General features: G+C 69.5%; 8 protein-coding genes and 3 pseudogenes. 6 read left to right on the top strand and 5 right to left on the bottom strand.

Going from position 1 to position 13009, the window contains the following annotated elements; genetic code table 11:
* Positions 1-115: 115 nt before the first annotated feature.
* From NEH16_RS00275 to NEH16_RS33795, 4 genes and pseudogenes are all read right to left on the bottom strand, one after another.
* Entirely contained in the window at positions 116-1738 is a 1623-nt protein-coding gene (locus NEH16_RS00275; RefSeq protein ID WP_265538389.1) for a serine/threonine-protein kinase, read from the bottom strand.
* Between the two features lie 221 nt (positions 1739-1959).
* Positions 1960-3642 carry a hypothetical protein gene (locus NEH16_RS00270; protein ID WP_265538388.1) on the bottom strand — a complete coding sequence of 561 codons (1683 nt, stop codon included), beginning with the start codon at positions 3640-3642 and terminating at the stop codon, positions 1960-1962.
* Positions 3643-3955: 313 nt separating this feature from the next.
* The gene (locus tag NEH16_RS00265) at positions 3956-4519 is read right to left on the bottom strand and encodes an RNaseH domain-containing protein (protein ID WP_265538387.1); all 564 of its coding nucleotides are present in this window, start codon (positions 4517-4519) and stop codon (positions 3956-3958) included.
* 20 nt (positions 4520-4539) lie between these two features.
* A pseudogene (locus NEH16_RS33795) lies at positions 4540-4773 on the bottom strand (RNaseH domain-containing protein); the annotation flags it as partial.
* 312 nt (positions 4774-5085) lie between these two features.
* Between NEH16_RS33795 and NEH16_RS00260 the strand changes: the two are divergent.
* The 4 genes from NEH16_RS00260 to NEH16_RS00245 all read left to right on the top strand — a co-directional run bounded on the left by NEH16_RS00260 (position 5086) and on the right by NEH16_RS00245 (position 10156).
* Positions 5086-6690 carry a hypothetical protein gene (locus tag NEH16_RS00260; RefSeq protein ID WP_265538386.1) on the top strand — a complete coding sequence of 535 codons (1605 nt, stop codon included), beginning with the start codon at positions 5086-5088 and terminating at the stop codon, positions 6688-6690.
* A 47-nt stretch (positions 6691-6737) separates the two neighbouring features.
* The gene (locus tag NEH16_RS00255) at positions 6738-6992 is read left to right on the top strand and encodes a dTMP kinase (RefSeq protein WP_265538385.1); all 255 of its coding nucleotides are present in this window, start codon (positions 6738-6740) and stop codon (positions 6990-6992) included.
* A gap of 158 nt (positions 6993-7150) precedes the next feature.
* Complete coding sequence (locus tag NEH16_RS00250; protein ID WP_265538384.1) at positions 7151-9460, top strand: DUF7380 domain-containing protein; 2310 nt, start codon at positions 7151-7153, stop codon at positions 9458-9460.
* A 171-nt stretch (positions 9461-9631) separates the two neighbouring features.
* Complete coding sequence (locus tag NEH16_RS00245) at positions 9632-10156, top strand: DUF6308 family protein (RefSeq protein ID WP_265547015.1); 525 nt, start codon at positions 9632-9634, stop codon at positions 10154-10156.
* Between the two features lie 324 nt (positions 10157-10480).
* Here NEH16_RS00245 and NEH16_RS00240 read toward each other — a convergent pair whose 3' ends face one another.
* The gene (locus NEH16_RS00240) at positions 10481-11380 is read right to left on the bottom strand and encodes a hypothetical protein (RefSeq protein ID WP_265538383.1); all 900 of its coding nucleotides are present in this window, start codon (positions 11378-11380) and stop codon (positions 10481-10483) included.
* Positions 11381-11440: 60 nt separating this feature from the next.
* On the opposite strand from NEH16_RS00240, the pseudogene NEH16_RS00235 reads away from it, so the two are divergent.
* A pseudogene (locus NEH16_RS00235) lies at positions 11441-12460 on the top strand (relaxase domain-containing protein); the annotation flags it as partial.
* Positions 12457-12778 (top strand): annotated as a pseudogene (locus NEH16_RS00230) (hypothetical protein). The pseudogenes NEH16_RS00235 and NEH16_RS00230, both read left to right, overlap by 4 nt.
* Positions 12779-13009: the final 231 nt, after the last annotated feature.

Below are 13009 nucleotides of genomic sequence, written 5' to 3'. Positions count from 1 at the left end.
GTTCGGTAGCTCATCCACCACAGCGTCGGTGGCCACAGTCCCAGCATTCAGTGGCTCATGTCTTCAAGCTGAGCTAGGTCTGCCCTGCACGGGAAGCTCACGGTGTCGCGTGCGGCTATACGCGGCAGCTGTCGGTGTGGGTGACCTCTCGGAAGTTGGCGATGATGGGGTTGGCCATCGACTCGCGGTAGACGACTGCGGCTCGACCGTAGGGCCAGGTAATGTCGTCGAGAAAGTCCTGCTGGGCCTCTGAGCAGCTGCCGAACATCAGACTACGGACGACGTCCGTCCAGGCGGCATCGTCCAGGTAGCTCTCCCCGTCGGGGTAGATACCAGGGCCAAAGGTGATGAACATCGTCTGCGCCGATGGGTTGAACGTGACGGTCACCTGGCCGCCCATGTACTGCTGCCCTTGGAGAATGGAAGCCGCGCCTTCGCGCAGACGCTGTGCGGCGGCCTTTTCCGCCTGTGTGGCCGCCACCCGGGCGGCCGCCCACTCATCAACAGTGGGCTGCGTGCTGTCACCGCGGGTGTACGCGGGGGAGGGGACAGCGGAAGTACGCGGGCTCGGAGTAGAGGGTGACGGCACGGGGGAGGCGGTGCGTGCGGGGCCGGGTGCAGAGCTTGCGGAGTGCTGAGCGGCCGATGTGAGGTCGACAGATGGGCCTTTCTGACCGTCGGCCGATATGGCTGGTTCCCGCGCCGTGGTGGATGACAGCGTGGCAGCGAGGATACCGCCGAGGCTGCCTACGAGGGCAGCAGCGGCGACGACCGCAAGGTACAGGCCAGTGCGGCTGGTGCGCTTCGGTGGGCCCGGCCAGATCGGTTCGTCGGACGGCAGATCCCAGCTGCGACCGACCAGGTCGGCTATCAGTGTCGGCTGAGGCAGTCCAGCGGGACCGGCGACGGCCGTAGTCTGCTTGGCAAGCAAACCACCACACAATTGCGCGAGTTCAGGAGCCGCTGGTCGGACGGATGGCTCCTTCGACAGAGCCCTCTCCACCAGCTGGCGCAGATCATCGCCCATCCCGCCGAGATCGGGCTCGGCAGACAGGACACGAAAGGCAACAGCGTCGGCAGCGCCGCTCCCGAAGGGCAGACGTCCTGTGGCCGCGTACGCGACCAGGGCGCCCCACGCGAACACATCACCCTCCGGCCCGACCGCGCCGGTGCGGTAATGCTCAGGGCTGATCCAGCCCGGCGTTCCCGTCATCACCCCAGTGCGGGTGACGGAAGTCCCGTCGAAGGCATGAGCGATTCCGAAGTCCAGCACCATCGGGCCCGAAGCCGCCAGGACGACATTCTGGGGCTTCACATCACGATGCGTGACGCCCGCTTGGTGGACCGCGGCGAGTGCTGCTGCGGTACCAGCGGCCAAGGCATACAGGCGGGCCCCGGCCAGAGCCCCGTCGGCGGCCACATGTTGGTCGAGGGTGGGACCGGGTATGAAAGCAGTGGCAAGCCACGGAGCGGGTGCATCGGGATCGGCATCGACCACTGGAACCAGACAAGGGCCCGTAACCCGCCGGGACAGTTGCACCTCCCGCCGGAACCGAGCACGGAACTCGTCGTCTGAGGCCTGCGCCGGATGCACGACCTTGACGGCCATCCGCTCCCCGGCGGCGCTGAGCGCGGCATACACAATGCCCATGCCGCCTGATCCGAGCCGGCCCACCACCCGGTACGGGCCGACACGCTGCGGATCACCTTGTCGCATCGACTGAACACGGCTGGACACAGATACTTCCCCCTGGCGATCAACGGCACGCACACGCCGAAGTGGTGATCAATGGTATCGGCCAGCCTTGGCGTGCGGCTGGCCCTTCCCCGCGTCTCGCTGGCACACGCTGACCGCAGCTACGCCCACTCCCTTGCCCGGTCCGCCCCAGACGTCCGTGCCGGCGACCGGGACGACGCGACGAGGTGCCGGTGAGCGACACTTACCCTGGCCAACCGACCTCAGCGAGGTTCGGCGAAACCAGCCAGTTCCAGCGGTGTGGGAGTCCAGCCGTCGCGGGGTGTGGCGTCGTGCCGCAGGAGCCGGAAGCACTCCCCGCCTTCAGGCCGTACGGTGACGACGTGCCCCTCGGCGCGCCCGGCCTCCAGCGCGGCCAGCGCCTGCCGGCCCTCTTCCTCGTCGACGACGACGCGGGGGTGGTGAAAGCGTACGGGTCCCAGATCCAGTTGCCGCCCGGCGATCTTGATCGGGCACACGGGGTTCCAGCCCTGGAACGCATGGGGCCTACCGCTGAGCATGGCCCGCAGGATGGGGGAGTCCTCCCCGCTGAGGTGGAAGCGGATCTGGGGCAGGAACGGGGAGACCGCACAGTGTTCCTGGATGAGCAGGCGTGCCATGCGCAGGGCGACCCGTTCGGCCGGCGTGACCTCACCGGGCACGGGAAAGTGCTGCTCGCAGTGGCGCTGGACCACTTCCAGGTCCTCGACGTAGCTGCGCAGTTGCGCAACCTCTTGGCGGGCGGCTTCGGTGTTCGGCGACAGCCTGCCTCCTCCGATGATCCCAGCTTCCGTCCGTACTTCGAAGGTGCCGCCGTTCATGATGCGCTGGCGAATCCCGAGCAGACGCAGCGCGGCCGAAGGCTCCAGCTTGTCCAGGGCGAATGTGAACCGCAGCGACGCCAAGACGCCGGACGCCTCGGGGATCATCAGCTCCATACTGCCGCCGGTCATGTCCAGTGTGAGCGATCGCCCGACACTGCCGCGCCCCGCGTACGCCAACGTTCCCGGGTACGAGGCGACGACCTGTCCGGCGTCGAGGAAGACCATCTCCACGGCCGTCTCGGCCAGCGGCACCTGGCCCGCCGGCTGCCACCGCACCTCGACGTCCCGATGTTCCCCGGACAGCCACTCCGGCCCGCTGACCGCCAGGCTCTCCACCGCCTCACGAGGAAGCACCACTTCGTCCGGCAACCCGAACCCCAGACTGCGCCGCACGGTCTCGGCCAGGTCGGGGGCGAGCGGGCCGTTGCCGGTCAGGGTGATCTCGATGGGGGAGACCTCATGCGCCCGCGGGTGCTTGGCCCGCAGCGTCTGCACCACCATGGCGCCCTGACGGGCGAAGTCCAACGCCCAGTGAGCATCCAGCCCGTCGACCTGCCGCCCCAGCGCCGCGACCCGCGCACTCACATCCCGCGCCCCGTCCATCAGCAGCGCACGCTCCTGCCCGTAGACCTTCGCCGCCTCGAACAGCTGCTTCCGGGTGAAGGCCGCCTCCAGGTCGGCGTGCGTGGCGAGCAGCCCGTCCAGCTTCGGCCGGTCCCACACCCCGATCCGGACCTTGTGCGCGGCCGCCAGCGAGGTGACGAACTCCCGCTCGGATGGGGTGAGGGTGCAGGGCACCACCAAGATCCACTCCCAGAGCTGGTGCTCCATGGCCCGCGCGAACGACTGCTCGATCGACTTGCGCCGCCCCTTGTGCGCCGAGGTCGGAAAGCCGTCCGGGTAGTACTTCAGCTGGAAGATGCGCACCTTCGAGCCGTGGGTGACCTTGATGTCGATACCGCCATCGACACCGCGCCCGTTCACCGCCTCCACGCGCGCTGTCCCGTCGTACGTGCGATGCACCAGCGCTTCGACGATCCGGTCGAACTTTCGCTGACCGATCCGCTTCCACTTCACCGCCACAACCGGCCCCCTGCCCGCCCCGATGCCTTAAGCAAGGGTCCCACTCAGCACTGACATCCTGCCGCCGCTCGGCTCGCACCGTGGCTGGCTGAAGCATTCAGCCCGCCGCCGATCCGGGTGCGTCAGGCCTCCCGTTCCTCCGTTCACCAGGTTCGGCGGAGGGCGGCCCGACCGGTCGGTCATGGTTTGACTCGCGGCCGCCAATGTAGGGCGGTGCTCGCATGGGCGTGCTGTTCGCAGCGATCTGCAGGATGTTGTGCTGTGACGTCACGAGAGGCGATCCCGGGCGCCAGGCTTGGTTACAGGCTGGCCGTCATTTCGTCCTGCGGGCCGTTCTCGTCTGCATCCGCGCCGTCGGAGGCGTCTTCGGTGATTTCTGCGGTGCGGCGGTAGTAGGGGTGGGTGGTGTCCATCCTGCGGGCGTGGTGGAGGGGGTGGGGGTGCTTTGGCGGACGTCGGAGGTGGTGCCTTGGTTGGTCAGGACGGCGGCGACGGCTCCGATGAGGTCGCAGTCGGCGTCAAGGTTCTGGGGGATGACGGTGAACCGCGTGGCGGTGTGGGCATAGCCGTTCTTGTTCTGGCTGTTGCTGTCGAAGCGTGTCTCGTCCTCGCCGAAGCGGTCGGCGGGGCCGGCTGCCCAGGTGCGGGGGACGTTGACGAGGAGGAGGTCGGGGTAGGTGGCGGTGCCGTCGTCGGTGGCGAGTTGGAAGAGGCTGTTAGTGGTGTCGGTGGCGCGCCAGGTGCCGTCGCTGGTGCGCATGTGGGCTCCGGTGGGGCGGCCGACGCGTTCCAGGTCGCTGATGACGCGGACGGTGGCCAGGGGGCGTTGGGCGCGGGGGAGGCTGTGGCCGGGCAGCCAGGACGACGGCCGGGACATGTCGGGGGCGGGTTCTGGCACAGGGCTTGGTCGGTGAGGCCTGCCCAGATGTGTTCGGCGGCGTTGCCGTCGACGTAGAGGACAGTGGGTGCTGTTGCGGGGAGCTGGGTGCGGGCGAGGATGAGGGCCTGCTCGACGATGTCCGCGGCGGCGCGTGCCTGAAGTGTTTCCTCCGCGGCGGCGTTGTATCCGCTGACGTCCCAGGCGAGGTCGGCGGCGTGCAGCGCGGTGGTGGCCGGGCTGTGAGATGCCACTGCCCGGCCTGGGGGCTGTAGGCCCAGACCTGCCAGGGTTCTTTTTTCCGCCGGTGGGGCGCATCGCGGTGAGGGTCACGGTAATCGGGGCCGGATCGGCGGTGCGGCGCTTGCCGGGTGTGCGGCGCGGGGCGTGGCGGCGGACGTGGATGCCGATGTGCCACCAGTTCTTGAGCGGGCCGAGGTCCGAATGGCATTCCCCGGCCGCCGAGCGAAGGGGGGTGGGCATGGGGCGATGGGCGTCGGGATACTTACTGCGTGCCGACTCATGTGGAGACGAATGTCTGGCTTCCGGCCTGTGCGCTTGCCGCAGTGAAGGCCATCGCCGTCCGCCGGGGCCTGTCGAGGGACGAGACTGTTCGTCAGCTGCTCGACGAACACCTAGAGGCGCAGGAGCACCGCGAACCGGACCTGCGCCTCACGCACATTTCCACTGTGCTGCGCTACCCGCCGGCGCTTGGCAGACGGAAGCACCGGTGGGTCCCGGAGTTCGGGGGGCCGCTGCGGTTGCGTCTGCGTCCGGGGGTGGCCGACCGGGCACGGGCGGTGTCGTTGCGGCTGCCCGGCCAGTTCCAGCGGGCGCACCGCGACTATCAGAGCCGTCAGCTGACCGATGCGGTGATGACCGCCATCGCCGTCCACGAGCCGTTCACCGACACATACCTCGACGGCCTACGGCCTGTTCTGCGGCACCGGGCGGCCCGGGGCCTGTGGGGTCTAGCGGTGGCGGCGACGAGCACTGCACCCGAACTTGCGGTCCACGAGGCGGTGTCCCGTGCGGAGTTCCCCGACGAGGACGGAAGCGCATCCGGCGCATCTGCCGGTGGGCCGGGAGCCAGTTCCCGTCTGCTGCGGGTGGCCGCGGCGCTGGAGGGGGAGACGGGCTGGCATTCCGCGGTCCGCTTCTGGGTGGCGGCCAACATCGCCCGCCTGCTGCTGACCGGCTCCGGGAGGGACGCCGCGGAGCGGATGCTTTTCGAGCAGGGGGAACAGTGGCGGGAGCTGCGACTGGACTACCGGTACGCGAACGCCGCCACCCGCGAGGAACTGCGCCGGGGGATCGGAGACTGGGACGACTCCGGCCGCGGCGGCGGCGCGGTGTGGCGTGCCGACCGCGCAGTCGAGGTCGAGGACTTCGAGGTCTGGCTCGTCGCGCGCGGCCGTGCGGCCGCGCGCACGAACCTCCCGCCAGGGTGGCTGCTGCGCACCCCGCCGAACTGGCGTGCCCGCGCGGCCGGCGGGCACGGCGCCGCACTGCGGGAGCCGTACGCCAGGTGGGTGGCGGCGGGCCGGCTACTCGTCTTCACCTCCGGCGGGGCCCCGGCGGTGTGGCCATTGACTCGTGGAAACGACGGGCGGATGCGGCCGGTGAAGGGCATCGAGCCGATAGTCGCGGCCGCCGCAGGACTCGCCCCGGACCAGACCGGCACCTTCATCGAGGCGATGCTCCTCGACTGGAGCGACGACGGTGAATCCGATCTCATGCCGGTCCCAGCCGTCCTGCGGCTGCCCGCCTCGCAGGCCTACGAATTCGGCTACATCGACGCCGCACAGCGCCGCCGACTCATGGCAGAGGCCCGCGCGGCGACCCTGAAAGACATGGACGACGTCCTGAACCGCCTGCATGACGACTTCTACCGCGGCCGCCTCGAGGCGGCCAGGGACAGCGGAAGCGTCACGGACTTCCGCCGGCTCGCACGCTCGGCCCGCGTGCACTTCAGCCCAAGCCCCGCGACATGGCCGTGGCCGGGCGGCCCGGTCGCCGACGAAGTCGTCGCCAGCACCCGGCCGGAGATCGTGCAGTGGCTGGCAACCCACGCCCACCGGACGACGGCCATGCTGCTCCAGCACTCGATGGGCGAGGCATGGAATGCGGCCTTCGACCACCGCCCGCCGAGCTTCTGGACTGACATGTGACATCGACCATTACTAAAAGCGAGAGAGCACCGCTTTTCATGGGGGATATGACGATCCCGTTCCTGCCCCCGCCCTCCGCGCTCGGCGCGATCCAGCGCGTCTTGCTGGTCGCCCTCCTCACCCCGGCTGTCCTGCTGGCCCTGGCCGCCGCGGTCCCGGCGCTGATCGTGCTGCCGTTCCTGCCGGGCGGAACCGACCGCGCCATCGCCCTGCTCACCGCGCACACCGCCTACCTCAAGGCGCTGCTCACGGGCAGCCGCACGCCGATCCCGGACACGGCACGCCGACCGCGCGGCTCGTGACGACCAGACTGACGGCTTCCCGCATTGCCAAAGTGCCCGGTCCTCTGGGCCTAGGGTCTCGGATGAACGTCGGCGCTCTGGAGGGCATACGGCTTGGCGACCGTCGGCGGCCCAATCCGTACGGAGTTCGATCGCTACACCTGGAGTCAGGAGTCGAGATGGATGCTCAGCCAGCAGTTCTCCGCGCGGTGAACAGCGGAGTCGACTCCTGCGAACCACTGCACAAGGTCGGGCGGGAACTGCGCGCTGGTTGGTCGCACACGAACCCGGGCGAGGAGGAGCACGAGCACTTCGCGGCCCTGTGGGCGGCCATGGAGTTCCGGGTGCAGGACGGCACCTGGGACGTTGTCCTCGGACCGTTCCGCAGCACCGACGACAACGGTGACCTGGTTCCGAGGGCCGTGAAAGACATGGCGCCCGCGGTCCTTGATGCCTGGGCCGCCTACGCCCCGGAGACGACCCACCCCCTGGTCCGGGCCCGGCTTAACCACCTGCTCTGGGTGGCCCGGCACGGGACACGGCCCATCGAGCACCTCCGCTCCGCGGTGCGCAGCTACCGGGACGCTGCCAGCGCGCTGCTGACGAAGGTCGAGGAACACCTGGAGGCGCTCGTCCCCCCTCCGGAGCTGGGCGGGGCGGCATCCTTCGAAGTCGAGGTGGCCCGACTTGCTGCAGCGGACGCCTTGGTGCTCGCCTACGGCCTGGCGGCCGCTACGCGGCAGCCGGAGCGTACCGACATCGTCGGCGAGATGATCGCCCTCGGCCAGGCCGCGCTCGCCTGGAAGCCCCCGTCGCCGGGCGTGCTCGGCCTCATGACCGCCCCGCTCGTAGTCAGCACGCACGACAAGCCAGCCGTGCGCCCCCTGCTCGAACGTGCCGTCGACGAGTACTGCGGAGGGGGCCAGCTCCACTACCGGGTGGAGTTCCTCGAAGAGCTCCGCTGCGTGGTGGGCGCCGACGAACACCGCGACGTGGACGAACAGATCCACCACGCCCGTATGGAACTGGCCGACAGCAGCACGGGATTCCGGAAACTCCTCGCCCTGGAAGACGCTGCTCGACATGCCCGCGACAGCGGGCTGACCAACGCCCTCGACGAGGTGCGCCGAACGCAGCAGAAGATCGGTCGGGACGAACTTCCCATGGATACCATCGGCACCCCGGTCCCCCTGCCGGCGGGCTACCTGGAGGCAGCGAGCGCGGCCATCGACGCCGCCGACCGCATGGAGCACGCACTTCACTTCATCGCCACCACTCCTCCCACGATGAGTGACTCCGCGACCCCGCCGTCCGGGCTGCTGTCCCTGCCGATGGTGTACATCAATCCCAACGGCCCCGTCGTGACGCGCACCGTCGGGAGCGACAGCACCGGAGGAGAGGGCTTCTTCTTTCGGCAGCACGTCTTCACCCTCGACGTGCACGGCCTGGTCGTCGAAACCCAGCTGGACCGAGTCCGCGACAGGTTCCGCCCGACGGCGGAGGACCTCGTGCCGTTCTTCGCCAGCCCGGAGCATGCTCCGGAGACTCGGATTCGCGGTCTCGCCCGCGCTTTCGAAGCGTTCTGGGAGGGCGATGCTGACACGGCCCTTGCCCTGGCGCTGCCGCGCCTCGAAGGCACGCTGCGCCGCCGACTCCAGGCCGCCGACATCGCGATGATCACGCACGCGAAAGGGGAGACCATCGGACAGGTCCAGCAGCTTGGCTCCCTCCTCGACAAACTGGATGAACTCGGCTTCCCCGAGCCGTGGCCCCTCGTCCTCCGGACGGTGCTGGGCAACGCCGAGGGGCAGATGAACCTCCGCAACAACGTCCTGCACGACCTGGTCGACACGCCTTCCCGGCATCGGGCAGCGCTCGTGCTCCAGATCGCCCTGGCTGTGCTCTTCCTCGGGGAGGAGCCACCTGCCCGGACGGCGTCTGCCGACAGCGGCACGCGGATGCCGTTGCCGTGGAACGCCGCCGCCGATCAGCGCCTGCCGTTCCCCGTGCCCGACACCAGGGCCCATCACTTCGTCACCCAGTACGCCGACATGCACGACGTCGTCGCCGGCTTGGCGGTGCCTTCCGGTATCCCGCAGCCCGCGGCAACGGTGCTGCACACCTCCCGCGAGCTCCTGCGCCACTCCTACTTCTGCTACGAGTTCTCCACCGTGGCCCTCCTGCACGCCCTGATTGCGATGGAGATCGTCCTCCGGGCCAAGATCCCTGACTCCGGCACGAAGCCGCTCCGCGCCCTCATCAAGCAGGGCAAGGAAAGTGGCCTCCTGACCGAGCGGCAGACGGAGTTTCTCCACGAGGGGCGCAAGCTCCGCAACCGCATCGCCCACGGCCAGAGGGCTCATTCCGTCATGCCCCCACGCTGGGGGGCCGGAATGCTCACTACGTCCTTCACCTTGATCGGCGAGGTATGGGCGGCCCAGCCGACGCCACGGGCCACAACTGACACAGATGAGGGCACAGGTATCTGAGATGAATGAACTCGTCGCGGGGCCTGGTTCCTCCGGTGGGGAGCCGTCCGTGGTGGGGCAGCGCCTGCACGTCGTTCTGGATGCGGAGCGGGTGGTGGACGACTTGCGCCGCTACTTCGGGATCGGCCTGCCCCGGGTGCTGGCGCGTTCACGGGGGGTCGGTTCGAGCACCTGGCGGGCGGGGGTGACCGTCGGCAGGTCGCGGACCGGTTCACTGCAGAGGACCTGGTGGCGGTGCAGACCCTGTCGGTGACCGTCCCCGCGCCCGTCGCCCTCGACCTGCTCGAAGGCCCGCTGGGCACCCAACTGTCCGAGCTGCTGCGAGGCATCCCTTCCGACACCGATCTGTCCGACGCCGATGCCTCGGCCGTCGCGGACGGCTCGCCAGCGTACCGGGCCTGGTGCTTGTTGAAGGACCAGTACAAGATTGGGTGGGTGATCGCCGGGAAGCTCTTAGCCCGTAAGCGGCCGCGGCTGCTGCCGGTCTACGACCGGGTCGTGCGCTGTGCGCTCGGCCACCCGCCGTCGTTCTGGACCGATCTGCGCACCGCCCTGCGCGAGGACGACGCGGCCCTGCACCACCGGCTCCTTGGCCTGCGGCAGAGTGCTGGCCTGCCCGAGACGGTCAGCGCGCTACGGGTCGCCGATGTCGCCGTATGGATGGCCCACCCCGCCCCGGGCCACCGCTGCCCCTGAGGACCCGCCGCAGGGACGGTCAAATGCTGACGCTCGGAGGGGGCTTGTTGGTGCGTGGGGTGCCGGCTGGCCTGGTGTGTTGTGGGTTTCGGCTCCCAGTCCTACGCCGACGTCGTCCGCGACTTCGACTGTTCGTGCGAGGACATCGAGCGGGACCGGGTGGAGCGCACCGGCTGCTGCTCACCTACGAGCAGATGCGCGCGTACGAGCTCCCGGCGACCGAGGGCAAGCGCGGCGACCCGGAGGGTGGCCGGCCTTCGCCCGCCGCTTCCGAGTTCCTCGGTCGATGGGGCACGGGCGGCGGAGGGACGTCCGTATGAGCCCTCAGTACGTCTCGAAGTCGGGTTCCCAGTCCGAGTCGGGCTCTTCGTCGTCGTTGAGTATCCGGCCCTTGATTCCCGCGAGGTCGAGTTCCCACATCGTGAGTGAGAGACCGCACAGGCGGCACCCGAAGTGCCGGGGGAGGAACCAGATCGCACCGTATTCCCCCGTCTTGTCCCGGCCGTTTGCGAAGCCGGTGTGTCCGCACGCGGGGCATTCTGCGGGTACGGCGATCGGCCACGGGGCGGCCGTCGGCAACCCGGAGAGATTGTTGACGAGTTCGGCGATCTCGGCTTCGGACAGGCGCCGGGTGGTCTCGGCGAAGCGCTCGCGGGCCTGCCGGAGTTTCGCGTGGTACCGGATCTCCATCTCGGTCAAAGCCTGGGCCACCAGCGCGGTGCAGGCTTCGAGATGCGTGCCCCAGAAGCCATCGGGCTCTGCCGACAGGGCCTTCAGCAGGGCGTTGATGTGCTCGATGCCCGCGGCCAGGAGTGCGCGGCATTCGGTGACGGGCTGGCCCCACCCCATGTGGGTGACGCCGTTGCGGGATTCCCGCAGTTCCTTGAGCTTGGCAGGTGCCTTGTGCTCGGGGCCCAGAAGCTGGACTGCCCTGAGGACGGCCCCCTCACCGCCGATGGTCTTGAGCCCGGCGCGGCCCTTCTTCGACTTGTCTTCGTTCCCGCTCAGGACCAGGAGGTCGTCCACGCTCGGCTGCTTCTCCGACGCAAGGAGCACGGGAGCGATGGACGCCAGGTACGCCTTGGACGCGTGTTCCACCGCTACCGCCATGTGGTGCACGGCGAAGTCCTGGTCGATGGGCTCCTCCAGGTACGCGTCGACAGCCGTACGCGCCCACTTCCGGGCCGATATCAGCAGGTGCTCGTGGATCGATTCGTGCGACATGCGCATCACGGTAGAGGCGCGGTGTGCGAGTGCACTGCGAATTTGGCTGCCGGGGCAAGGCGCCGTCCCGTTATGGAGATTGCTGGCATTGACCAGCGGCTCCTCGGCTGGCAGTCCACACGCCGTCAGCAGATCGAGGAGGCGCTGTTCGTTCTCACCGCCGAGTACGTGGAAGAGCACAGGCATGAGCCGGGGGGAGCGGGCCGCCTACGGGCTGGCCTGCCGGGCCGCCGACCGCACACGCCCGCCCAAGCACAAGGAGATGCGGCCGCTGTCCGAGCTGCGGACGCGGTGGCGGAAGTCGGCCATCGCCGCGTTCGGCGCCGACGTCATCGACCTGCTCGCGCAGCGGGCGCGAGCGGCGGCCGCCGCGGTGTGGGCGCGGGCGCGGCCGGTGGTCGACGTCGCCCTGGCGGCCGTCGACATCGTCGCCGTGGTGTACGTGATGCGCGGGGCGTTCAAACGCCACCACCTGCTCGCCGAAGCGCGCCGTTACCTCTCCCACGCCCTGCGCGGCCGATCCCATCAGCCGGGCCTGGACGAACGAATCGTCCAGGCTGTCGTGGACGACTACACCCGCCCTGTCGGCCGGGGCCGGATGATGACCGCCGACCTGCACGCCCTGTACCCGCGCGACACCGACGACCAGGCCTTGCTGCGCCCGCTGACCCGCAACCGGACACTCCCCCTCTACGCGCGGGCCCGCCTGACCGCCCGAGCACTCCTGGCCCGGGTCCACGCGGCGCGCCGCTCGGAGCGCCTGACCTCCCGCACCCCCACCCGCACACCGTCGCTATGCCCGGTGCCTCGAGATCCGGCCCGCGGCTCTCGCGTACGGACCGGAAGACTGGCCGCGTCCAGGAGTAGAAGGAGACCGATGTTGCCGCCGTGGAGCAGACCCGCTCCACGATCGAGGACGTCGCCCTGATGGCCGTCAGCCTCCAGGACGGCGTCCAGGAGCGCGACGTCGCCCACCGCCTCCAGCCGCGGCCCGCCCCGGCGCCGCCCGCGCCGTCACACACTCCACCGCCCGGCGTGCAGCCGGCGCCGGGGCGGACACCCTCTGGAGGACTCGCATGACCGCACCGGAGAACCCACAGCTCCCAGGGCTGGAGGAGGTACTCGCCCGAGCCCGCGCAGCCAGCGGAGAGATAGCCGCCGCGCTCGATGAGGCATCGGGGTGGCAGCCGATCTGGAAGCGGCCCCGGACACCGAAGCCGAAGGCGGCCAAGAAGAAGGAGCTGAGCGACCAGCGAGAGCGGCTGCAGGACGCAGGGAAGCGCCGCCTCGCCGCCGCGCCGGCCCCGCTCCCGGCAGAGCCGGATCGGCAGCGCAGCCGCGCGCCGCGATGCCCGCGCCCTGTCCCGGGTACGGCACTCCGGTGCCTGGCTGCGATGACCATGCCCGGCACCGTCCACCGGGTGGAGCCGACGATGTTCAGCATCCAGTGGCGATGCAAGACATCGAGTGAGCTTCCGCCAACTTGAAGTCGCAGGTCAAAGGGCTGGTGTGACCGGTTCTCGGGACGCTCGTGCTGGTCACGGGTGACTGTTTGAGTAGTAGATCGTTCGTCAGCCCGGTCGGCGCCTGAGTCGAAAGGCAGTCGACGGGATCATCTCGTGCAGGGGA

Origin of the sequence: Streptomyces drozdowiczii (assembly GCF_026167665.1) — a bacterium.
Taxonomy (GTDB): Bacteria; Actinomycetota; Actinomycetes; order Streptomycetales; family Streptomycetaceae; genus Streptomyces; species Streptomyces drozdowiczii_A.
The sequence above is the reverse complement of the archived record's forward strand: the minus strand, read 5'-3'. Positions and strand labels throughout refer to the sequence as shown.